Raw genomic sequence first — 22,176 nt, forward strand, 5'->3', positions numbered from 1 at the left:
AGGCGGCACCGGCGCCGCCGGGCACGGCTGTGGCGGAAGCGGCGTAACGCTGCGCGCGGCCGGGGCGCCGCCAGGCACGCCCGTGGCGGAAACGACGCAACGCTGCGGGCGGCCGCGCCGCCCGAGGGGCGGCACGGGCGGGCGCAGCGGAACCGCAGCCTTCGGCGTGGGACGCAACCACCGCAACTCCCCGACGCGCAAGCGGCACCGCACGCCACCCCGACCCGCCCGGAGGCAGAGCCCACCGACCACGCGCCCCCCGCACCCCCCGGAGGGAAACCCGCACCGGATGAGCACCCCCCACCCAACCCCCGGAGGGAAAGCCGCACTTGGTGCGCAATTCACCCACCCACCCCCAGCCGGGTCTGTCGCATTTCACCCGCACATGGCAGCATCACGCGCAGAGCGCGAAGCCACCGCGCCGAGCGGAACACGCACAACACGGACACAACGGGGACGACGAAGGGGACGTATGGCGGGGGGAAGGGGGCCGGCAGGGCCCCGGCGGGGCCTCGGCCGCCGCCGTAGAGCACAGACCGCCCTGGCCGCGGCCACCGCACTCCTCGCGAGCTGGGCCGCCCCCGCCGTACGGGCCGAACCCCCACCCACCGCGGAGCAGGTGCACGCCCAGGCCCAGGAGCTGTACCACCGCGCCGAGATAGCCACCGACGCGTACAACGCCGTCGAGACCCGCGTCGCGGAGCAGCAGAAGTCCGTCGACCTGCTGGCGCGGGAGACCGCCAAGGCCAAGGAGAAGCTGCAGACGCTGCGCGACCAGGCGGGCGCCCTGGCCCGCGCCCAGTACCGCAGCGGCGGCTTCCCCACCCAGGCCCAGCTGATGCTGAGCGACCACCCGCAGGACTTCTTCGACGGCCTGCACCTCACCGACAAGGCCATCAACGCGCAGGCCGGCCTGATCCGCGAACTGGAGTCGACCAAGAACGCCCTCGACGGCTACACCGCCGACGCCACGGACCTCTGGGAGCGGCTGGAGAGCGACCGCAAGCAGCAGGCCGAGGCCAAGAAGGAGATCGAGGAGCAGCTGGCCACGGCCAAGCTGCTGGAGTCCCGCCTCGCCGCCTCCGAACGCGCCCGCCTCACCCTGCTGGAGGACCAGGCCGCCGACGCCAGCCAGGCCGCCTGGCTCGCCTCGGGCATCCTGGACTCGCTCGGCGACACCGCCTCCGAGCCCGGCAAGCGGGCCATCCGCTACGCGACCGCCCAGATCGGCAAGGACTACGAGTGGGGCGCCGAGGGCCCGACCACCTTCGACTGCTCGGGCCTGACGATGCGGGCCTGGCAGGCGGCCGGTTACCGGATCCCGCGCACCTCGCAGCAGCAGTACCGCGGGCTGACGCAGGTCGGCGTGATGGCCATGCGCCCGGGCGACCTGATCATCTACAAGAACGACGCCAGCCATGTCGCCCTCTACATAGGCCAGGGCCTGATGATCCACGCCCCCCGCACCGGCCGCCAGATCACGGTCGCGGGCGCGGGCTCCCTCCCGATCCTGGCCGTGGTACGCCCGGACGCCTGACCGCAGCCCCCGGCACGTACGACGGGCCCGGGCCCCGCACACACGCCGGGCCCGAACCCCCGCACGTACCCCCGTAACCCCCCGCGACTGCGACCCACCGCACTCGTGATGTTTGTCATGCCCCGACCTGCGCCGACACACGAAAAACCATCCGCAGCCCGCACATTGCACACACCCTTCACGATCAGCCGTTACGAATGTGCACGTGAAGGCGCTAGGGTCCCCCGTGGCAGTCCGCGCATCCGCGGCCCGCCGGCCCTCGGGGGGAGGGAAGGAAGAAGACGTGATGCCCGCATCCGGGCCACCCTCCATGAGCGACAGCGCACAGCGTACGAACGGCGGAGCCCAGGGCTCCGTCGGCTCGCTGCTGCCCGGTCAGCGCACCCAGCCCCCGGCGCCCGTCAACCAGATCAACGTGCTGCTCATCGAGGACGACCCGGGCGGCGAGTTCAGCGTGCCCGCACTGCTGGAGCACGCCGAGGGCCCGCACCGCGGCGACCGTATCCGGGTGCGCACCGCCCGTAACCTCACCGAGGCGGGCCGTCTGCTCACGCAGGACGTCCACTGCATCCTGCTGGACCTCTCCCGCCCCGGACCGGGCGCGAAGGGCCCCGGCGACGAGCTGGACACGCTGCACGACGTGCTGCGCCTCGCGCCCTCGCACGCCGTGCTCGTCCTCACCGACGGCCAGGACGCCGAGCGGGCCGCCGAGGCCGTACGGGTCGGGGCCCAGGACTTCCTCTTCCGCGACGAGCTGGACGGCCGCCTGCTGGGCCGGGCGATCCGCTACGCCGTGGAGCGCAAGCGCGCCGACATGGCGCAGCACCGGCTGACCGCCGCGAAGATGCGCGCCCAGGAGAACGCCCGGCTGGAGCGCGGCCTGCTGCCGACGCCGCTGCTGGACGGCTCCGGCCTGTCCTTCGCGGCCCGCTACCGCCCCGGCCGCAGCCGCGCCCTGCTCGGCGGCGACTTCTACGACGCGGTCCGCACCCCGGACGGCGCCGTGCACGCGATGATCGGCGACGTCTGCGGCCACGGCCCCGACGAGGCCGCGCTCGGCGTGGAGCTGCGCATCGCGTGGCGGGCCCTGACGTTCGCGGGGCTCTGCGGCGACGAGCTGCTGTCCACGCTGCAGCGGGTGCTGGAGAACGAGCGGGCGGACGAGGAGATCTTCGCGACGCTGTGCACGGTCGACATCTCCCCGGACGGCCGCCGCGCGGGCGTCTGCCTGGCCGGCCACCCGGCCCCGCTCATCTCCCGCCCCGGCGACACCCCGCGGCTGCTCCCGGACGAGCACAACGGCCCCGCGCTGGGACTGCTCCCGCGCGCCCGCTGGCCGCGCCAGCAGGTGGAGCTGGGCGGCCGGTGGAGTCTGCTGATGTACACGGACGGCCTGATCGAGGGCCGTACGGGAGAGGACAGCGGCGACCGCCTGGGCCAGGAGGGCCTGCTGACCCTCACCGAGGGCCTGCTGGACCGCGGCCTGCGGGGCGAGCCGCTGCTGGACGAGGCGGTGACGGAGGTCCGCCGCCTCAACGGCGGCGAACTCACGGACGACGTGGCGGTCCTGCTGCTGGACCGGGGGCTCTGACGGCCCCCGGGGCCGTGTTCAGCGCCCGTTGAACGGCCCGTACGGCCCGTCCGAGCTGCTGCCGCCGCGTCGGCGCGGGCCGGTGACCTGCTTGAGGGCGGGGCGTACGTCGACGAAGTACACGATGCAGGCGACCAGGCCGATGATCGTCAGGAAGAACAGCGGGACCAGCCAGTTCACGGCGACCGTGATGCCGAGGACGATCAGCCAGAAGCCCTTGTTCTGCTTGTTCGCGGCGCGGTAGGCGTCCTCCCGCTTCACCGCGGCGTCGACGAACGCCACCACCGAGAAAACGGCGATCGCGAGCATGAGGAAGGACACGACCGTTCCGAAACCTTGCAACAACACGCCCGACACCACCCGTCCGCAGGGATAAGCACTGCTGTCAACCGTACCGTTTCAACGGTCCGGGCACCCCGCCCGTGCCCGGCACCGGTCGCCGTAAACCGCCGTCGGCTCAGCTCTCGCTCTTCGGAGCGGTCTTCTTCGCCGTGGTCGTCTTGCGGGCGGTGGTCTTCTTCGCGGCGGAGGTCTTCTTGGCGGGCTCTGCCTTGGCCTCGGCCTTCGGCTCCGGCTTGGGCTCGGGCTCCGGCTCGATCACGGGCTCGGGCTCGGGCCGGACGACCTCGGCGGTGTACTGCACGTCGTCGGCCGCCTCGCCGCGCCAGATCTTCACGGCGCCCCGGCCGCGCTCGGCCAGCTCGTCGTAGGCCTCACGGGCCTTGACCGCGTACTCGGCGGCCCGGCCCACGCCCTGCAGGGCGAGGTCCTGGGCGTTCTCGCGGAGCTTCTTCACATCGGTGTCGATGTTCGACAGCGCCTCGCCGACCTTGGCCTGGGCCACCTTGGCCCGCTCGGTCACCCGCTCACGCGCGGCCTTCGGGTCGGAATCCCGTACGGCCTGGATCCGCTCCGGAGCCTCGGCCCGCAGCTTCTCGACCAGGGCCGGCACCTCCTTGAGCTTCTCCTGCGCCAGGTCGGCGAGGCCGGCCACGGCGTACAGCGGGGTCGGGTCGGAGAACGTCTTCTTCACGTCGTCGGTGATGGTCATGAGGGTGTCCCTCCCTGGGCTGTGGTTTCGCCTTCTTCTGCTTCTGTTGCTTCTGCTGCGCTCACGTCGTCCTCCCCGTCCCGGGCGTTCTCCCTGCGGAACGAGTCGTAGATCTGCAGCAGCACCTGCTTCTGCTGCTCGCTGATCGACGGATCGGTGAGGATCGCCGTGTGCACGGCCACCCCTTCCGTGTCCCGCCGCTCGTCGAGGATCCCGGCCTGTACGTACAGCGTCTCGGCCGAGATGCGCAGCGCCTTGGCGATCTGCTGCAGGATCTCCGCGCTGGGCTTGCGCAGCCCGCGCTCGATCTGGCTCAGATACGGATTGGACACGCCGGCGGCGTCCGCGAGCTGTCGCAGACTCAACCGGGCGTGCTTGCGCTGCTCACGCAGGAACTCGCCCAGATCGCCGACTTTGAGCGTTGCCATGCGGACAGCCTGCACCCGAGTGCTAACTATTGCAAGCACCCGCTTGCAGGAGTGACGCACTTCACATTATCGCGATGTATCGCGTTAATCGTACGAGAGGGGCGCTCCCGCCGTCGGCGTCCGGCTCTGCGACCGCTTCCGTCCGGACGAGGACACCACGCACTACGCGGTGGAACTCAGCTCCCCGGGCCTCACGGCCCGGGTGGACGAGGTGGTGGCGTGGAAATGGGACGCGGGTCTGGAGACCTGTCTGGACGAGCTGGCGGCCGACGTCCGCGCGTTCCTGGCGGGAGGCCGGCCGTGACGGCCTACTCCGCCCCGAAGAGCTCCAGCAGCTCGGTCTTCCCGAACATCCGGGCCGTCTCGACGGCGGACGGCGACCCGGCGCCCGGATCGGCCCCGTGTGCGACCAGCACCCGTACGACGTCGTCGGCCCCCTTGAAGACCGCCCCGGCGAGCGGCGTCTGCCCCCGGTCGTTGACCTGGTTCACGTCGGCCCCGCGCTCGGCCAGCACCGCCACGGCGCGCGCGTGCCCGTGATAGGCGGCGAGCATGACCAGCGAATCCCCACCGTCGTTGGTGAGCGTGGCCGGCACCCCCGCATCGACGTACGCGGCGAGCGTGTCGGCCTCCCCGCCCCGCGCCAGATCGAAGACCTTGGCGGCCAGCACCATCACCTCGGGGTCGTGCGCGGGCTCGTCGGTGGCACTCATGGGCGTGGTCCTCTCTGCGGGGTGGCCTCCACTGTACGAAGGAACCCCCGGGGCTTCAGCGGGGCAACGCCCGGGTTCCCCGCACCGCGTGCAGCACCTCCTGCGCGGTCAGCCCGTCGGCCTCCGCGAACCGCGGCCAGTGTTCGCGCCCCGCGTTGACGCGCCGCGCGAGCTCGCTCGCGGCCGCCAGCTCCTCGTCCGAGCCCCGCCGCAGCGCCTCGATCCGCCGGGACCACCGGACGGTGTCGACCACCGACGACTTCACCTGCTCGTAGGCCCGGTAGAAGCCCAGCGCCTCCTCCCAGCGCTCGAGGCACCGCCCCGGCGCCGCGGCCGCGGTGTCGCACCACTCCCGGATCACCGCCTTCTCCTGGACCGCGGAATACCCCGTGGTGTGCAGATGGCGCGCCAGATCGAACACGGGGTCTCCCCACAGGGCGAGCTGCCAGTCCAGCACGTAGACCTCTCCGGGCCCGTTGCTCAGCAGATTGCCGCGGTGCAGATCCCCGTGGAGCAGGCGGAAGTCACGGCGCCCGATACCGGCTCCCCGCGGCCCCAGCCTCTCCGCCAGGGCCCCGAACGGGTCCTCCGGCATCCCGAGCCGCTCGAACAGCGCGGGCCGCTCCCGGCCGTGGGCCCGGCGCAGTCCGCGCGCATGGCCGATGAGGACGCGGGCGAAGGCGCGGGTGTCGCCGTCCTTCGGCCATCGGCGCCTGATCGGCGGCAGTTGCCGCCGCGGGACCTGGAGCATGTCGGCGAAGGCCGCGCGCACCCCGGCTGTGATGTCGGGCGGCAGCCTGGTACCCCGCGGATAGCTGTCGGCGACCGTGAACCCCGGCAGAAACCCGTGTACCTGATAGGAGTCCGCCTCGTGGATCAGCCGCGGGCTGAGTTTGGTGTGCGGCTCGATCGCCCGGAGCAGTTCGCCCTCCCGCCAGATGCTGAAGTCCATCCGCTCGACGCAGCCCTCGGGAATCCGCACGACGACGGCCTGGCCCCCGTAGTCCACTCTGATGTTGCGGTGGTAGTGGCCGCAGGCGCCCTCGCCGTTCGCCAGTGCCAGGCGGTAGACCCTCTCGAAGTCTTCCGGGCCAAGGTCCATGTCGTACTCCTCGTGAGGGGCGGGAGGTCAGCGGGAGTCCGAGAGGAGATCGGCGATCAGCCGCTCCATCCGCAGTTCGTAGGACGCCAGTGAGTCGTCGGGGTCGGTCAGGGTCACGGACCGTGCGGCCCGGTCGCACATGTGCTCCAGCTCAGCACTCGGCCGGCCGATGTGCACGGTGGTCTTGTACGCCAGCATCGAGAGGAACGGGTACACCCCGGCCGCCTCGAACATCCGCCCGGACTCGCGCAGCGACCGCAGGGCCGCCTCCTCGCGATTGCGCCGCAGGTGAAGGAAGGCGTGGAAGAGCTCTGCCCGGATTCTTCCCGACCGGTAGTTGGATATGTGGAGAACTTCTTTGGCCTCCGCGAAAGCGTGCTCGGCGTTCTCGAAGTCGGCCAGCCGGGTGTACGCGATGGCCTGGGCGGTCAGCGTCTTGCCGACCTCGTGCCACGCACCGAGGCCCCGCTGCGCGGCGAGCGCGCCCACCGCGGTGGCGAGGGCCTGCGGCGGGTCGGTGAAGGCCAGCAGCTCGACGCGGTTGGTCTGGATGTCGGCCAGATGGTCCGGTCTGGGCTTCTCGCGGAATCCGGCCTCCGCCCTGTCGAGCAGCGCCTCCGACGCGGGGAAGTCGAGCTGGAAGCGGAAGAGCAGATGGAGCAGCCGCAGCGTGCGGGCCCGCAGGACCTGGTCGCCGTCGGGCGCCTCGTACACCTCGGCGGCCAGCGACCGGGCCTGACGGAAGTCCCCGGCACACATGATGATGTCGGCGAGCGCGTAGCCGCCCTGGAGCCGGGTCGCCCCGGTGCCTTCGTGCCAGAGCCGGCGATAGCCGTCCCGGGCCTCGTGCGTGGTGCCCTTGAGCCGCATCGCGTCGGCCCGCGCCATCGTCAGCCGGGCGTCGAGCGTGCTTCCCGACGGCGCCGAGGTCCCTGCGAGCGCCTCCAGAGCAGCCGGGCCGTCGCCCTGCGCCAGCAGGACCTCGGCCTCGACGCAGGCGGCCAGTGACCGGATCCGGTCACTGGCGTCGGGGAACTCGCGTACGAACGCACGCAGGTCGTCGGCGATGCCGCGCACCGCCTGGCTGCCCGTCCCGGCCTGGCTCAGGTCCACGTGGTCCAGGACCCGTGAGACCGACATCGAGCCCGAACGCAGACCGTGGTACACGGCCTCCTGCCGGGGTGCGAAGCTGGCCGGTCCGGGACCGGCCGCCCCGTCCGGCTTGTCCGCGAGGCGCTCCCAGAACTTCCGCAGCCGGCCGTGGACGCGTGCCCGCCCGGACGCGGGCCAGTTGGCGTGCAGCGCCCTGACCATCAGCTGGTGGAGCTGGTACCAGCCTTCCGGGCCCTCGCTGACGAAGGAGTACCGCGTGAGCTCGTCCCACAGCCGCGGATACCAGGCCAGCTGCAGGTCGCGGCGCAGCTGCTCGTACATCTCCTCGCTGAACAGCCGGGCGAGGCTGAGTACCTGCAGGACGTTCTGTGTCTTCTCGGGCACGTGCTCCAGGAAGCGACGCTCGATCAGCGCCTGGGAGACCGCCGTACCCGTGGGAGGGTTGCGGCCGGGTCCGCCGGGAGTGTCGATGGCGAGGTCCAGATAGAAGGGGAGCCCTTCGCTCGCCTTGGCGACAGCCCTGCGCTGGTCCGGGTCCGACATCCCCGACCTGCGCAGATACGCCTCGCAGTGCGCCGGGTTGAGCCGCTCGACCTCCGCCCAGGTGATGGGTACGGGCCAGAACTCCTGGAGGAGCGGATCCCTGCTGGCTATCACCACCAGGCCGTGCCGCAGCCGGGGCACCAGGGCACGCAGCCAGTTGTCCTGGCCGGACGGGAGGAACTCGTAGGTGTCGACGAAGACGACGTAGGGCGAGCCCTGGCAGCCCTGGTCGAGTTCCTCGCCGAGCAGGGCGATCAGCTTGCCGATCAGCGCCTCGGTGGACAGCTGGGGCAGGTCCGCGAGGTCGGGATCGCTCTTCATCAGCCGCTGGTCGTGCAGTCTGCGCTGACCCAGCCAGACCATCCACACCCCGCCGAAGACGGCCCCGGTGATGGTCGGTCCGGTCCAGGCCTCGGCCATCCGGCCCAGCGAGTTGGCGCCGCCGCCGAACGGGTCCGGTTGCCGGGGGTTCTCCGCCGGGTGCATTCTCCGGCGTAACTCGCGGAAGGCCAGGTCGAAGCGCGGGAAGCGGACGTGCTGCGCACCGAACTCCTGGCGCAGCTGGGCGAGGAAGCTCTCCAGCTGATGACTGCCCGGCAGCCGGAAGTCGACCAGGGCCGTACGCCGCTCGTCGCTCAGCTGCCGCAGATGGCGCAGGCTGCGGGACTTCCCGATGCCGCCCATACCGGTGACGTTGAGGATGCGGGGCTCGCCCACCGGCCGGAGCAGTTCCTGGCGGTACGCGGCGATCAGCGCCTGCTGGTTGAAGAACCCGCGGTTGCCGGCCGGCTGCCGCGTCGAGCGATTCCGCACGGGAACTCCCTTCGGACCGCCGGGGCGGCCGGTCTGCCGCGCGTCAGTACCGCAGTAACGGCCGCAGGGTCCGGGCTGCCGCGAGCAGCGGCTTCAGATCGTCGAGGACGATCGTGGCGCCGCGCTCTCTGAGAAGTGTGCCCTTCTCCGGTCTGGTGGCGAAGCCGATGAACGGGACTCCGAGTGCCCGGGCTGCTTCCAGGTCGACCCAGCTGTCGCCTATCATCACCGCCGCCGCGGGCGGCTCACCCGTGGACGCCAGCGCGCGCTCCAAGCAGTCCGGATCGGGCTTCAGGCGCCGGGCGTCGTGGCGGCGGCCGTGTATGTGCGGGCCGAAAGCGTCGGTGAGCTTGCGGGTGCGCAGATACTGCACGACCGGTTCGGGCGCGTTGTTGGTCGCGATCGCTATCTTCCGGTCGGTCGCCCGCAGTGTCTGTATCAGGGCGTCGGCGTGCCGAGTGGGCCACGCGGAGTCCGTGGCCGCAAGCTCCTCCTGGGTCAGGTATTTCTCCACCGCCGAGACCACCGCTGGGTCGACGGTGAGGGCGACGAGCCGGCGGAGCACCGCATAGGCGTCGGTGAACGCATCCGCGACCTGGCCGAGTTCCTTCTCGTAGCCCTGGGCGGTCATCCATTCCCTGAGGCGCCCGGCGATCTCGCCGGACGTCTGCCCGGCGAAGAGCCTGCACACTGGTCCGTCGAAGTCGAAGAGCACGCACCTGGCCGATCCAAGCAGCCGGCGGAGCTCTTCCTGCTCGTCGGATCCGTGGATGTCGGCCACATCTCTCCGAACGTCGGTTGTCAGCTATCGGACAGCGCGATCCAGCGTACTCAACCCCCAGCTGCCCGGTGGCCGGGTCGCAGACGAGAGGAACCGCAGCACCAAGCCTTCCCAGACTGACGGAAGTGAACCGAGTGCCGCGATGGGTCTGACGCCGGGTCAGGGCCGGGAGCGCGGCCGCATCCAGCGATGTCGGTCCTCGCGCCGCCAGTCCCGCAGCGCCGCTCCGATCTCCCTGCGGGTGGGTACGCCGTCGAGGTCCAGCGGGCCGCGGGCGAGCAGCAAGGACGCGTGGATGGCGGCGGCGGCCTCGGCCACCCTGTCCGGGCCGTCGCCGTGCCTGAGCCACAGGGCCGCGCGGATGGTGTCGGGGAAGACGGACTGGGCGCGCTCGAAGTCCAGGTAGACGGGGAAGTCCTGGTCGAAGCCGGCGGTACGGGCGGACAAGCCCAGCTGGTCCATCTCCTTGCGCCACATCCGCAGCAGCTCGTCCCGCTGGTGGTCCGGGTAGCCCATCCGCGCCACGTGGGTGGCCAGTTCGTGCAGGGGATCGCCGTAGAGGGCGTACTCCCAGTCGAGGAGGAAGAGCCGGCCGTCCCGGAGGACCACGAGGTTGTCCCGGTGCACGTCGGCGTGGAGCAGGGAGAACGGGCGCCTCGACAGCGTCAGAGCCAGGTCGAGGAACCGGTTCAGCGGGTGTCCGGGCAGGCCGAGGGCGGCGAAGAGGTTCCCGAAGTGGGCGCGGCTGTGCTGATGCACCTCGTGCTCGGCGAAGTCGACGAGCAGGCGCAGGAACGCGCCACTGTCCGTGTCCCGCGGCCAGTCCCCGGGGAGGGCGGGCAGCACGTCCGACGGGACGGTGGCGACGCGGCCCAGCAGCAGGACGAGCCGCCGCAGGGTCGCGTCGGGCACGGCCTCGCCCTTGGCGTGCAGCTCGGTGAGGGGGAGGCCGGGTTCGTACGAGTGGAGGGCGCGGCGGCCCGCCGCGGCCAGGAAGCGGGGGGCGGTGTCGATATGTGGTGCGACGGCCTGCAGGATCGCCCCCTCGTCGGGCCAGGGGCGGGGGAGTACCTGGGGGACGCGCAGGGGGGTGCGCAGTTTGCCGAGGGTCCCGGGTGCGACGCCGAGTAGGCGGGCCAGGGGGGCGCGCAGGCCGGCCACATGGTTGTCGTTGTGGTGTCCGCGTACGGTTCGGCCTCGCGGGGTGTGCCGGTGCAGCGCGAAATGCCACCGGAGCCGAAGTTCACGCTGTAGCCGGTGGCGCCGCGAGGCTGCCGATGACATAGCTACCGTCCGCCTGTGCCACGTGACTGAGCAGCCACGTGCATCTGACGATGGCAGACGCTAGCGGGCCGGTTCCCGCGCTGGGCACGGAATTGCCCACAATCACCCGTCCGGAAGAGCTCATTGTCCGGCTGACAGTGCCGGAGCTGCTGTTTGGACACCCCATGCGAGTACTGGCCGGGCAGCCCTGGGATCGCGGACGACCCATCGCCGGGTCCGGCGGCTGCCTTTCGCCCACGTCCGCAGTGCGGCGGTCGTCTCCCGCAAGTCCGGGACGCCCTCCAGTTTCAGTGGTGCTTCGGCATTGCGCAGTGCGCGACGGACGGTCTGGGCGGCGCCTTCCAGGGCGGATTCGGTGGGGCGGGTGCGCAGTCCGGCGGCGGCCCGCATCGTGTCGGCGAAGACCGACTGTGCGTACTCGAAGTCCGTGTAGACCTGCAGATCGGCGTCCATGCCCCGCTGGTGCCTGGGTTCGGCCAGGTACTGCCACTGCTTGATCAGCCGGCTCTGCTCATCGGGCGTGTAGCCCATGCGCACCACATGGGTGGCCAGCTCGTGCAGAGGGTCGCCGTACAGCGCCAGCTCCCAGTCGAGCACATAGATCCGCTTGCCGCAGAGGATCAGATTGTCGCGGTGCAGATCGGCGTGGACGAGGCAGAAATCCCGCGTGGTGAGGCCGGTGGGCCATCTGTCGAGGTGCGCGGCGCGGTCCCGGAAGCGGGACACTGCGTCCTCGGGGATGCCGAGGCTGTCGAACAGTTCGCCGAACCTGGACTGGTAGCGTCGCTGCACCTTCTCCTCCGAGAAGGACACGAGCCGCTGCAGAAAGCCCTCGCTGTCCCCATTCCCGGGCCAGTCCACCGGGAGCGGCGGGAGCGACCCGGCCGGCACGGCCGCGATCCGGCGCATGACTTTGGCAATGCGTCTCAGCAGCGTGTCGCTGAGGGCCTTCTTGCCGCGCGGGTGGAGGTAACCGAGCGGTTCGCCCGGTACATAGGCGTGGAGGGCGGAGTTCCAGCCGTGGCGAATCAGGGGCTTAGGGACGTTGGGGACGTACTCGTGCACGGCCTCGAGCAGGCTGTACTCGTCCGGCCAGAGACGCGGAACCACCTCGAGGGTGCGCTGCGGGGTCCGGAACTTGGCCTTCTCGGTGCCCTCGGGCACGGAGACCCGACGGGCCAGGGAACTCCCCAGCGGGACCACGACGTTCACGTTGTGGTGGCCGCGCAGGACCTCTCGCCCCGCGGAGAATCGACGGCGTGCTTCGAGCCGGATCTGGCGGGGCCATTCAGTGGGGACCCAGAGGTGCTGGGTCGGGGTAACGGTCGACATCGGGCACCGGGCGGCATGTGAGGGCGGGCGTGCGGATGAGTGAGGCTAGCGCAGGTCCGTGCGGTGCCTCGGTCGACGGCGGGTTCTGTCCGCTCATACGTCACCTGGTGTGAATTCCTGGGCGATCGTGTCCCACAGGGAGTCAAACCATTGCTGCAACTCGGTAACCATAGCGGTGTCCGATCCGCTGGGGTTTCCTGGGCGTGCCGAGAAGGGGAACAGTGTCGTGTCGATCCCCATGACGTCGTAGATCTCCAGCTCGGTGCCCTTGTCCAGCACCGTACGGGGAACCACCCGGTAGAACCCGAGCAGGGCGTCTTTCCCGTTGAGCAGATAGAGCTTGTGCGACGGTGTCAGCGGGATTGTCTTGAACTGCACGTTGACGTTCGGGACGAGTCCGCGTTCGACCATGGCGAAGAGTGAGTGCTGCAGGGCCGTCGCGTGCAGGTTGATCAGCCTGTGCAGCCGGCCGAGCGGGCGCTCGTCCTCGGGATCCTCGACCATGCGGGGCAGTGCGAGCTCAGTACCCGGCGCGGGCACCAGCAGCCGTGCCCTGATCGACTCGGGCGGCGAGACCTCGCCCGACTGCATGGCGATGGTCACCTGTGCGACCGCGCTGTTCAGCGTCTCGGTGGTGAGCGAGAGGGTGTCCAGCGTGACGTGCCGGGAGCGGAAGGCGGACGTTATGCGGTCGGCGAGCGCCGCACCCGCCGCCTGAGGCTGCAGCGGGGCGACGGGCGGCTCGGCCTGCTGCTCCGCCACCCGCGGCGGTGCCCCCTGAGTCACGTTGTCCAGCAGTTCCTCGTCCTTGAGTAGATCCAGCGCCTGGCGGACGGCGGCGCGCTCGACGCCGAACTCCTTCATCAGCTTGGCCTGGGTGGGGATCTGCTGGCCGGGGCGGTAGCCCTCGTGACCGGTGCGGATGCGCTCGCGCAGCGCTGCGGCGACACGGTCCTTCGGCCGTGCCCTGCCGTTTGCCTGGCCGTTGCTCGCCTCCACGAGCCAACAGTATAACTTCGGGCCATTCAATGGGAGTTACTAGCCAACAGTTTTCGCCGTCAGCCAACCGGGCAGTAAGTACTCAGGAGTTGGCTGACCAACTTCCCGGACTTGGTCAACACGGTCCGAGTTGGTCAAGAGCCGCTCCAAGTTCTCCCCGCCCGTCCAACGGCGTACGGGCGGCTCCGCACGGCGCATCTTTCAGCGGTGGACGAGGAGGGGGACCACTATGCCGAAATTCGCGATCGCCATGGCGGCGTTGGTCATCGCATTCGACCGGCTCGTCGAGACGAAGTACGGAACCATCGGGGTCGCGGGACTCACCCTGATGATCATCGGCATCAAGTCGAAGAACGCCACCTGCAGCATCGCCGGCGGCGCGATGCTCGCAGCGGTCATCGCTCAGCCAGCCGGCTGAGCGGGTGGGCCGCCCAGGGGGTGGGGGCGATGGTCTTCCTGGCCCTCGCGCTGATCGTCGTCGTCGCGCTGTCTGACGAGGACTGCTGTCTCGGATGTCTGGGGATGCTGCTGATCATCGGTTTTCTGTGGTGGTTCAGCGGCCACTGAGACACCGCCGCCCGAGCTGCGGAGGGGGCAGCTCGGGCGGCGCGTGGAGGATTCGGACCGTGTCGCCTCGTGCGTCAGAACACGTCCGGGCACCAAGGCCGGCGCGGCGTGCGGAACAGCAGGTCTGTGCGGGCCGCCGCTCCCGGGGTGTTCTCCGTGACGCGGCCCAGGGCCGTGAGGCGGACCGCGGACTCGTCGCCGAGGTAGAGGGTGCCCAGTTCGGAGACCGGGAGGGTCAGGTCCGCCGAGCGGGTGGTGGGGGTGCAGGAGGCGGTCGGACCGTCCGTCGTGAGGAGGTAGCGGCCGCCGGAGAGGTTCTTCGGGTCGTCGAGTTCGAGCACCAGCTCGCCCGGGGCGCCGTAGGCGCGGGCCTCGAGGAAGCGGGGCGTGTCCAGCGGGCGGATCCAGAGGTAGTCCGCGTGGGAGTGGACGCGGGCCGCGCGGGGGTCCGGCAGGAGGAGGGGGAGGAGGTCGTCCGGGGCGCGGTAGCCCGTCTTGAGCTTGGCCACCCAGTCGATCGAGCAGAGGTAGTGCCACAGGGCGCGCTCCGCCGCGGGGGTGGTCGCGATGAGCTTGCCGACTTTGGCCTCGCAGTAGGGGAGCTTGGAGCGCCAGTCCTGGTTGTCCGTCGTGTACGACACGAGGCCCTCGGGTTCGCCGTCCGCGGAGCGGTACAGGGCGTAGTACGGCTCCTTCCACGTACGCGCCGCGGAGCGGATCTCGCCGGTCCACTCCTGCCACCAGCGGGCGTCGCGGTCCACCGCGCCCGGGGTCTGGAGCCGGAACTTCTCGAACAGCGCCGGGCCCACGGTCCGCACCTCGTCGCCCGTGACCAGCTCCACCGTGCCGCCGTCCGCGGGGCCGGCGTAGCGCGGGTCGAGGCCGGTGCGGGGGATGTCGACCTCCCACTCCGTGACCCAGGTGGCGGGGCCGAAGCCGTGATGGCCGTAGATCGGGTACTCGGCGGCGATCAGCGTGGCGGCGATCTCGCCGCGCTCCTTCGCCGCCGTCAGGTCGTTCGCCATCATGCGCGTGAGCAGGCCGCGGCGGCGGTGGGTGGAGGTGACCGTGACGTTGGAGACCGCCGTGGCGGGGATCGACGTACCCCCGGGCACGGTCAGTTGCTGGGCGAAGCTGCGGAACGTACCCACGCAGCGCTTGCCGTCCCAGGCGCCCTGGGTGCGGTTCAGGTCGATCGTCTGCAGACGTTTCTCGACGTCCTCCGGGTGGACGACGGGTTCGCCGAGGAAGCCGACGGCCATGGCTCGGTGCCACTCGGCGGCTTCGTCTTCGGTCAGGGTGCGGATGGCGACATCGGTCATGGGGGCACGCTATGCGGACACGCGAGCAGGCGTCGCGTGCTTTTCGCGGCGGGGGTTCGGTCGGCCTCTGTTACGGCGGGTCTCTCCCGTTTACGGCGACTCGTTTACGGGGCCCATTAGGGCGGACGCGACCCCCGCCACCTCAGAACGCCGCCCGGATCTCCCCCACCACCTCCCCGCCCCCGTACAGCGGTGACTCCGCGAGGCGGGCCAGTACCGGGGAGGTCACGCCCAGTTGCCGCAGGGCCGACGCCAGGACCGGGCCCACCGCCCGTCCGCCGCCGTCCTCGATCTTGAACGCCAGGGCGCGGCCGTCCGGGAGCGCCAGCGCCTGGCAGGCCTCCGCGCCGATCTTCGCCAACGTGCCGGGGACGGCCCGCATCAGCCAGGTGTCCGAGCGGTGGGTGCCGGCGACGTACTCCGGGTGGGCGCGCATCGCGTCCGCCACGCGGCGCTCGGGCGTGCCGGGGTCGGCCAGGACGTACGAACGGAAGGCGCGGGCCAGGCCCGTGAGCGAGAGGGACATCAACGGGGCGCCGCAGCCGTCGACGCCGATGTGGGCGACGCGTTCGCCGGCCGCCGCCTCGACCGAGGCGAGGATCAGCTGCTGGAGGGGGTGGGACGGATCGCGGTACGTGGTGAGCGGCCAGCCGTTCGCGGCGCACGCGGCCAGCATCGAGGCGTGCTTGCCCGAGCAGTTCATCGCGACGCGGTCTCGGGGGCGGCCCTCAGCCAGATACGCGTCGCGCGCGTCCGGGTCCAGGGGGAGGTCGGGCGGGGTCTGCAGATCGGACTCGGACAGGCCCGCCTCGGCCAGCATCTTGCGGACCAGGTCCAGATGGAACGGCTCCCCGGAGTGGCTGGCGGCGGCGAGCGCCAGCCGTTCGCCCTCCAGGTCGAGGCCCGCGCGCAGTACGGCGGCGGCCTGCATCGGCTTGTTGCTGGAGCGCGGGAAGACGGGTGAGGCCACGTCCCCCAGTGCCAGCTCGACGCTGCCGTCCGCCGCCAGGATCACCAGCGAACCGCGGTGCCGGCTCTCCGTGAAGCCGGAGCGTACGGCCTCGGCGAGGACGGGGGGAGGGGTGTGGGGCGGGGGTGGAGTGTCAGTGGGGGCCGATAGCCTGGAAGGGGCTTGGCCCCCGGGAGGGCGGGGTATGTCCGGCGGGGTGTTCGGGTCGTCCGCGGTGGAGGTTGCGGGCATACGGGCCTTCCCTGCGCTTGCGTCAGCGGAGCAGGTCGTCGACCTGCGCTTCCCCCTCACGGTAACGCCGCGCGATCTCCGTGCTGCACTCGTCCGCCGTGCGCTGCAGCTGCTGGCGCCGGCGCGACACCCCCGACTCGTGGCGGGCGAGGTCCGCCAGGCCCCGCTCCAGCTCCTCGTCGGTACGGGCGGCCAGGTCGGACAGTTCGACCTCGCCGAGCATCCGCTCGGCCAGCTCCCGGTACTCCTCGCGCAGCGGCGTCCCCAGCGTCACATGGCGCGCCGAGGACGTCCGGCCGGTGGGGGCGTCGGTGAGGATCTCGGGGAGCCGGTCCAGGACCGGGGCGTGCGGGGAGCTTCGACGGGCCAGCTCGGCGCGCAGGATGTCGATACGGCCGTGCAGCAGCCGGCGTACGTACGACAGGTCCGCCTCCTCCTGCTGCGAGGCGCGCCGCAGTTCGCGGAGCTCGTCGAGGGAGAGTGCGCCCAGGCGCGCGCCGTGCGCGCTGTCCGCCAGGGGGGTGCGTGGAGCGGGCGGCCTCGGCGTGCGGCGAGAATCGGACTTGAGCATCGGCAGGTCCTCGGTACGCGCGGTCGGTACGGGACTCGGTGTATGCCCGGCGCCTGGTGAACTCATGCGTGTCTTCCGTCCCCTTCGTCCGGTTGACGCCATAGTCATACCTCCGGACACATGAGCATCGTGCCACTGCGGAGTGTCGCCATGCAGGGGGTCTGACTCCGAACGGCCCTCGGCGCACACGCGCGTAAAGGGGCGCGGGGGCGTGCGGGGCATGATGTCTGTCATGCGAGCTGTGGTTCAGCGGGCCGACGGGGCCCGGGTCGAGGTGGCGGGCGAGACGGTCGGCGAGTTCGTCGGCGAGGGGCTATGTGTGCTGGTGGGGGTCACGCACGACGACTCTCCGGCGAAGGCGGCGCAGATGGCGCGGAAGCTGTGGACGCTGCGGGTGCTGGAGGGGGAGAAGTCGTGTTCGGACTCCGGTGCTCCGCTTCTGGTCATCAGCCAATTCACGCTTTACGGTGACCCCCGGAAGGGGCGGCGGCCCACGTGGAACGCGGCTGCGCCCGGGGAGGTCGCGGAGCCTCTCGTCGATGAGGTCGTCGCGCAGTTGCGGGGGTTGGGGGCGGAGGTTCATACGGGGCGGTTCGGGGCGAGCATGCGGGTGTCTTTGACCAATAGCGGTCCTTTTACGGTGCTTGTGGAGATCTGAGCTCTTCGTGGTGCGGTCCGCTTCCGCGGGGGCTTCGCCCCCGGACCCCCTTGGTGGTGGTTGCGGGGGGTGGGGCTGGTGCGGGGCCGCTGCGCCCGCCCGTGCCGCCCCTCGGCGGCCCGACCGCCCGCAGCGCGCGTGCGTTCCGCGCCGCGTTGCAGCCGCGGGGAGCGTGCGTGCGTTCCGCGCCGCGTTTCAGCGCCGGCAGCGTGCGTGCGCCCTGCGAGGTGCTGCGACCGCCGCAGCGTGCGTCCCGCGCCGTGTTGCAGCCGCCCGCAGCGTGCGTGCGTCCCGCGAGGTGTTGCGACCGCCCGCAGCATGTGCGCGTCCCGCGCCGCGATGCAGCCGCCCGCAGCGTGCGTGCGTCCCGCGAGGTGTTGCGACCGCCCGCAGCATGTGCGCGTCCCGCGCCGCGATGCAGCCGCCCGCAGCGCGCGAGCGTCCCGCGAGGTGCTGCGGCGGGCCGGAGCGGCCTGCGTCCCGCGCCGCGTTGCGGCCGGCTGCGATGCCCGTCCAGCGTCGGTGCCCGTCCCTCACCCCCGAGGCTTCGCCCTTGTCCAGCCGGGTTTTCCGGGGGGCATCCCCGGAAAACGCAGCACCCCGGGCGCGGATCCCCTATGATCCCGCGGTGTTCGATTCTGTGGGGGTGGGGGCGCCCGAGTTCAGGGCGTTGGTCAACTTTCCTGAGCTGGGGCGGCTGCGTGGCGCCGTGACCGGGCGGGACTGGGCGACCGTGCGGGCGTATGTGGGCGAGCTCGGGGAGCCCGATCTGCAGGCGGTCGCCGCGAAGACCGTGGCCGAGACGCCCGGTGCCGAGGAGTTCCTGGTCGGGGTCAGCGGGCGGGACAAGGGCGACGTGCTGGCCCGGACGCTGCTGGCCGGGACGCTGGTCCACGTCGGGTGGGGGATCCGGACCGGGGCGCGGGCCAAGGACGTGTCCGCCGACCGGTTCACCCGGTTCTTCGGCTATCTGCGCCGTGCCGAGCGCCTGCTCATCGACGTGTGCGCCGAGGACCCGGCGAACGCCCTCGCCTGGCTGCACCGCATCACGACCGCCCGCGGCCTGCAGCTGGGTGCGAGCGAGGCGCGGCGGCGCTACGAGCGGGTCGCCGAACACCACCCGCACTTCTACTCCGCGCAGTCGCAGCTCCTGCAGCAGCTGTGCCCGAAGTGGAGCGGCACCTGGCAGGAGGCGCACGGCTTCGCCAACGAGTGCGCGGCCGCCGCCCCGCCCGGCAGCCTGTCGCCGCTGCTGGTCGCCGAGGCGCACCTGGAGCACTACGCGGACCGGGACGGCCCCTCGTACGACCTGACCGGCCCCGCCGCCCAGCGCGAGCTGACGGAGGCGGTGCACCGCACGGTGATGCACGACGGGTTCCGGGCCGACTTCCACTGGATCTACGCCCACGGGCTCTTCGCGTGCCTGTACTCCGTGGCCGAGGATCCGCAGAAGGCCGCCTGGCACTTCCGGCAGCTCGGCAACCGCGGCAGCGAGGCACCGTGGGACCGGCTGTACGGCGATCCGGTGGCGGCGTACACGCGGCAGCGCAGGGCCGCGCTGGGGAGGGGCTGAGCGATGGCGATCCGGCACACAGGAGGAAGCGGCCGCGACGGCGTCCGCGAGACGGTCGTGCAGGGTGTGCGGACCGTGCTCGCCGCCCGTCCCGGGCCGGTGGGCGCCGGGCTCTTCTTCCGCGTCGGGCGGGCCGACGAGACGCTGGCCACCAGCGGCCTGACGCATCTCGTCGAGCATCTCGCGCTGTACGAGAGCGGGCTGGGCGAGGGCCACTACAACGGGGCCACCGCAGCCTCGTACACCCACTTCCACGTCCAGGGCGGCGAGCGGGACGTCGTCGCGTACCTCAACGGGGTCTGTGCCGCCCTCGCCGACCTGCCGTTCCCGCGGCTGGAGACCGAGAAGGAGATCCTGCGCACCGAGGAGGCCGGCCGCGGCGCGGGCGCCAACCGGCGGCTGCCCCTGTGGCGTTACGGCGCCCGCGGCTACGGTCTGGTCAGCTACCCCGAGATGGGTCTGCCCCGGCTGGACGCGGCCACCGTGCAGAGCTGGGTACGCACCTGGTTCACCCGGGAGAACGCCGTCCTGTGGATCACCGCCGACGAGGTCCCCGCGGGTCTCGACCTCTCGCCGCTGCCCTCCGGCACCTGGTACGGCACCCCGGCGGTCACCTCGGCTCTGCCGCAGTCGCCGGCGTATCTGGAGGGCGACGAGGGCGGCGTGGTCCTCGACACCGTGGTGCGCCGATCCGGCGCCGCCACCCTGTACGCCGAACTGCTCGGCCGCGAGCTCTTCCGGGACCTGCGGAAGAAGGGCGGCTACTCGTACACCGCCGCCGCCGACTACTCGCCGCGCGATGCCGACCACGCGACGGTCACCGCCCTCGCCGACGCCCTGCCGGACAAGCAGGACGCGGTCCTCGGCGGCTTCGTGGACGTACTGGCGCGGATGCGGGTGGGCACGCTGGCGCAGGAGGACCTGGCCGCGGTGAGGGAGAGCGCGCTGGCCGTCCTCGACATCCCCGACGTCGGCGCCGCCCGGCTGCCGTCGTACGCCCTGAACCTGCTCCACGGCCACCGCAACCAGAGCGTCGCCGACCTGCGGCGCGAGCTGGATCGGGTGACGCTGCGCGACGTACGGGCGGTCGCCGAGGAGGCCGCGGCGGCGGCGCTGCTGCAGGTGCCGCGGGGGCGGGACGCGGAGTGGGCGGGCTTCGTCCAGGCGCCGGTGTCCTCGCTGGACGTGGTGAACGGCGAGCGCTATCCGGCGGTCGCGGAGGACGGCGTCTGGCTGGTCGTCGGGCCCGACGGCGTGAGCCTGGTGACGCCCGGGGGCGCGGCCACGGTGCGGTTCGCGCAGTGCGCGCTGATGGCGGCGGTGCCGGACGGGGCGCGGCGGCTGACGGGGTACGACGGGATCGCGCTGGCCGTGGAGCCGACGCTGTTCCGGATGCCGATCGAGCTGATCGCGTCGATCGACCGGATGGTGCCGCCGGAGTGCGTCGTACGGGAGCCCCCGCGGGCCGCGGCCGACATACCGCAGCCCGCGAAGACCAGACAGTCGTCGGGGTTCTTCGGACGGCGCCGGTGAGCCGGCGAGAGCCTCAGGGCGCGACCACGATCTCCTGCGACGCCGCCGTCGTCCCCGCCAGCAGCGGTGCGTCCGGGTCCGTGTTCCGCTTCACCAGCGCCAGCGCGATCGGCCCCAGCTCGTGGTGCCGGGCGGACGTCGTGACGAACCCGAGCGGCCGGCCCTCGGCGCCGTCGGACGCCAGCCGGACGGGTGCGCCGTGCTGCGGCAGATGGACCTCGCTGCCGTCGAGGTGGAGGAAGACCAAGCGGCGCGGCGGCCGGCCCAGGTTCTGCACCCGGGCGACGGTCTCCTGGCCGCGGTAGCAGCCCTTCTGCAGATGCACCGCCGAGCCGATCCAGCCGACCTCGTGCGGGATCGTGCGGTGGTCGGTCTCGCGCCCCAGCCGCGGCCGGTGCTGCTCGACGCGCAGCGCCTCGTACGCCAGCACGCCCGCCGGGGGGCCCGCCCCGTCGGCGAACGCCTTCAGCTCCGTACGGGGCAGGAACAGGTCCCGGCCGTACGCCGTCTCGCGGACGACCACGCCCTCGGGGACGGGGGCGATCGAACCGGCCGGGAGATGGACCACGGCGTAGTCGGCCGTACGGTCCGCGAGCTCCACCCGGTAGAAGAACTTCATCGACTCGAAGTACGTGAGGAGCGCCTCCTGCGTGCCCGGCTCGACGTGCGCCCACACCGTCTCGCCGTCGTCCACGAGGTACAGCGCGTGCTCGACGTGCCCGTTCGCCGACAGGACCAGGGCCTCCGTGGCGACGCCCGGTTGCAGGCCCTCCACGTGCTGGGTGATGAGCAGGTGCAGCCAGCTGAGCCGGTCGGGGCCGGAGACGGTGAGGACGCCGCGGTGGGACAGGTCGACGAAGCCCTCACCGGCGGCGAGGGCGCGCTGCTCGCGGTAGAGCTCGCCGTAGTGCGCGGCGACACCTTCGTCGGGGGCCTCGGCCGCCACGGCTCCGGGCAGGGAGAGCAGAGGGGACGGTTGCGCGTTCATACGTTCAACACTACGGCGCCGCCGCGGAGCATTTCGCACAGCGGCCGAAGATGGCGAAGTGCTTGAGGTCGGTCTCGAAGCCGAACGTCTCCCGCAGGGTGTCCGCGAACGGCTGCGCGACCGAGACGTCGGCCTCCGTCACCTCGTCGCAGTCCCGGCAGACCAGGTGCAGATGGTGGTGGCGGTCGGCGAGGTGGTAGGTCGGCGCCCCGTGGCCCAGATGGGCGTGGCTGACCAGCCCGAGCTCCTCGAGCAGCTCCAGGGTGCGGTACACGGTGGAGATGTTCACCCCGGCCGCCGTCTTGCGCACCTCGCACAGGATGGCGTCCGGGGTCGCGTGCTCCAGGGTGTCGACGGCTTCGAGCACGAGCTGGCGCTGCGGCGTCAGCCGGTAGCCCCGCTGCCGCAGGTCGGCCTTCCAGTCCGTGGTCTCCACAGGCCCCAGTGTAGGTACTGCGGCCGGAACGGGATCAGCG

20 protein-coding genes and 2 pseudogenes are annotated in these 22,176 nt (G+C 71.7%); 7 read left to right on the plus strand and 15 right to left on the minus strand.

Going from position 1 to position 22,176, the window contains the following annotated elements; translation table 11 throughout:
* Positions 1 to 472: 472 nt before the first annotated feature.
* On the plus strand, positions 473 to 1,537 hold the full coding sequence (locus AB0M28_RS19080) for an NlpC/P60 family protein (protein WP_365405784.1): 1,065 nt from the start codon (positions 473 to 475) through the stop codon (positions 1,535 to 1,537).
* Between the two features lie 310 nt (positions 1,538 to 1,847).
* The gene (locus tag AB0M28_RS19085) at positions 1,848 to 3,128 is read left to right on the plus strand and encodes a SpoIIE family protein phosphatase (RefSeq protein ID WP_365405787.1); all 1,281 of its coding nucleotides are present in this window, start codon (positions 1,848 to 1,850) and stop codon (positions 3,126 to 3,128) included.
* A gap of 18 nt (positions 3,129 to 3,146) precedes the next feature.
* Here the strand turns inward: AB0M28_RS19085 and AB0M28_RS19090 are convergent, their stop codons facing one another.
* The 3 genes from AB0M28_RS19090 to AB0M28_RS19100 all read right to left on the minus strand — a co-directional run bounded on the left by AB0M28_RS19090 (position 3,147) and on the right by AB0M28_RS19100 (position 4,607).
* On the minus strand, positions 3,147 to 3,476 hold the full coding sequence (locus AB0M28_RS19090; RefSeq protein ID WP_365405789.1) for a DUF2516 family protein: 330 nt from the start codon (positions 3,474 to 3,476) through the stop codon (positions 3,147 to 3,149).
* Positions 3,477 to 3,585: 109 nt separating this feature from the next.
* The gene (locus AB0M28_RS19095; protein ID WP_365405792.1) at positions 3,586 to 4,179 is read right to left on the minus strand and encodes a hypothetical protein; all 594 of its coding nucleotides are present in this window, start codon (positions 4,177 to 4,179) and stop codon (positions 3,586 to 3,588) included.
* Positions 4,176 to 4,607, minus strand: a complete 432-nt coding sequence (locus tag AB0M28_RS19100; protein ID WP_365405794.1) for a helix-turn-helix transcriptional regulator — start codon at positions 4,605 to 4,607, stop codon at positions 4,176 to 4,178. The genes AB0M28_RS19095 and AB0M28_RS19100 overlap by 4 nt, the downstream gene beginning before the upstream one ends.
* Positions 4,608 to 4,716: 109 nt before the next feature.
* Between AB0M28_RS19100 and AB0M28_RS19105 the strand changes: the two are divergent.
* Positions 4,717 to 4,911, plus strand: a pseudogene (locus tag AB0M28_RS19105) (DUF6228 family protein); the annotation flags it as partial.
* A gap of 4 nt (positions 4,912 to 4,915) precedes the next feature.
* On the opposite strand, the gene AB0M28_RS19110 reads toward AB0M28_RS19105, so the two are convergent.
* From AB0M28_RS19110 to AB0M28_RS19140, 7 genes are all read right to left on the minus strand, one after another.
* Positions 4,916 to 5,320: an ankyrin repeat domain-containing protein gene (locus AB0M28_RS19110; protein ID WP_365405797.1), complete on the minus strand. Its 405-nt coding sequence runs from the start codon at positions 5,318 to 5,320 to the stop codon at positions 4,916 to 4,918.
* Between the two features lie 55 nt (positions 5,321 to 5,375).
* Positions 5,376 to 6,422, minus strand: a complete 1,047-nt coding sequence (locus AB0M28_RS19115) for a phosphotransferase (RefSeq protein ID WP_365405800.1) — start codon at positions 6,420 to 6,422, stop codon at positions 5,376 to 5,378.
* Positions 6,423 to 6,449: 27 nt separating this feature from the next.
* Positions 6,450 to 8,891 (minus strand): hypothetical protein, encoded by a 2,442-nt coding sequence (locus AB0M28_RS19120; protein WP_365405803.1) that lies wholly within the window; start codon positions 8,889 to 8,891, stop codon positions 6,450 to 6,452.
* Between the two features lie 43 nt (positions 8,892 to 8,934).
* Positions 8,935 to 9,672, minus strand: a complete 738-nt coding sequence (locus AB0M28_RS19125; RefSeq protein WP_365405806.1) for an HAD-IA family hydrolase — start codon at positions 9,670 to 9,672, stop codon at positions 8,935 to 8,937.
* A gap of 159 nt (positions 9,673 to 9,831) precedes the next feature.
* Positions 9,832 to 10,833: a phosphotransferase gene (locus AB0M28_RS19130; protein WP_365405809.1), complete on the minus strand. Its 1,002-nt coding sequence runs from the start codon at positions 10,831 to 10,833 to the stop codon at positions 9,832 to 9,834.
* Positions 10,834 to 11,076: 243 nt separating this feature from the next.
* The gene (locus AB0M28_RS19135) at positions 11,077 to 12,120 is read right to left on the minus strand and encodes an aminoglycoside phosphotransferase family protein (protein WP_365405812.1); all 1,044 of its coding nucleotides are present in this window, start codon (positions 12,118 to 12,120) and stop codon (positions 11,077 to 11,079) included.
* A gap of 261 nt (positions 12,121 to 12,381) precedes the next feature.
* A complete protein-coding gene (locus tag AB0M28_RS19140; RefSeq protein ID WP_365405815.1) occupies positions 12,382 to 13,287 on the minus strand; it encodes a GntR family transcriptional regulator in 906 nt (301 codons plus the stop codon).
* A 229-nt stretch (positions 13,288 to 13,516) separates the two neighbouring features.
* Between AB0M28_RS19140 and AB0M28_RS19145 the strand changes: the two genes are divergently transcribed.
* Positions 13,517 to 13,705, plus strand: coding sequence for a hypothetical protein (locus AB0M28_RS19145; RefSeq protein ID WP_365405818.1), 189 nt, complete (start codon positions 13,517 to 13,519; stop codon positions 13,703 to 13,705).
* A gap of 223 nt (positions 13,706 to 13,928) precedes the next feature.
* Here AB0M28_RS19145 and AB0M28_RS19150 read toward each other — a convergent pair whose 3' ends face one another.
* The 3 genes and pseudogenes from AB0M28_RS19150 to AB0M28_RS19160 all read right to left on the minus strand — a co-directional run bounded on the left by AB0M28_RS19150 (position 13,929) and on the right by AB0M28_RS19160 (position 17,014).
* Positions 13,929 to 15,176, minus strand: coding sequence for a GNAT family N-acetyltransferase (locus tag AB0M28_RS19150; RefSeq protein WP_365405821.1), 1,248 nt, complete (start codon positions 15,174 to 15,176; stop codon positions 13,929 to 13,931).
* Between the two features lie 142 nt (positions 15,177 to 15,318).
* Positions 15,319 to 16,254, minus strand: a pseudogene (locus tag AB0M28_RS19155) (asparaginase); the annotation flags it as partial.
* A 145-nt stretch (positions 16,255 to 16,399) separates the two neighbouring features.
* On the minus strand, positions 16,400 to 17,014 hold the full coding sequence (locus AB0M28_RS19160) for an ABC transporter substrate-binding protein (RefSeq protein WP_365405824.1): 615 nt from the start codon (positions 17,012 to 17,014) through the stop codon (positions 16,400 to 16,402).
* A 166-nt stretch (positions 17,015 to 17,180) separates the two neighbouring features.
* Between AB0M28_RS19160 and dtd the strand changes: the two genes are divergently transcribed.
* From dtd to AB0M28_RS19175, 3 genes are all read left to right on the plus strand, one after another.
* The gene (gene dtd / locus AB0M28_RS19165; RefSeq protein ID WP_365405827.1) at positions 17,181 to 17,606 is read left to right on the plus strand and encodes a D-aminoacyl-tRNA deacylase; all 426 of its coding nucleotides are present in this window, start codon (positions 17,181 to 17,183) and stop codon (positions 17,604 to 17,606) included.
* Between the two features lie 709 nt (positions 17,607 to 18,315).
* A complete protein-coding gene (locus AB0M28_RS19170) occupies positions 18,316 to 19,179 on the plus strand; it encodes a hypothetical protein (RefSeq protein ID WP_365405830.1) in 864 nt (287 codons plus the stop codon).
* 3 nt (positions 19,180 to 19,182) lie between these two features.
* A complete protein-coding gene (locus AB0M28_RS19175; protein ID WP_365405831.1) occupies positions 19,183 to 20,712 on the plus strand; it encodes an insulinase family protein in 1,530 nt (509 codons plus the stop codon).
* A gap of 13 nt (positions 20,713 to 20,725) precedes the next feature.
* Here the strand turns inward: AB0M28_RS19175 and AB0M28_RS19180 are convergent, their stop codons facing one another.
* Together AB0M28_RS19180 and AB0M28_RS19185 are read right to left on the minus strand one after the other, a co-directional pair.
* Positions 20,726 to 21,700, minus strand: a complete 975-nt coding sequence (locus AB0M28_RS19180) for a folate-binding protein (RefSeq protein WP_365405834.1) — start codon at positions 21,698 to 21,700, stop codon at positions 20,726 to 20,728.
* 10 nt (positions 21,701 to 21,710) lie between these two features.
* Positions 21,711 to 22,136, minus strand: coding sequence for a transcriptional repressor (locus tag AB0M28_RS19185; protein WP_365405837.1), 426 nt, complete (start codon positions 22,134 to 22,136; stop codon positions 21,711 to 21,713).
* Between the last annotated feature and the right edge of the window lie 40 nt (positions 22,137 to 22,176).

The sequence above is a fragment of the Streptomyces sp. NPDC051940 genome (assembly GCF_040680895.1).
GTDB lineage: Bacteria > Actinomycetota > Actinomycetes > Streptomycetales > Streptomycetaceae > Streptomyces.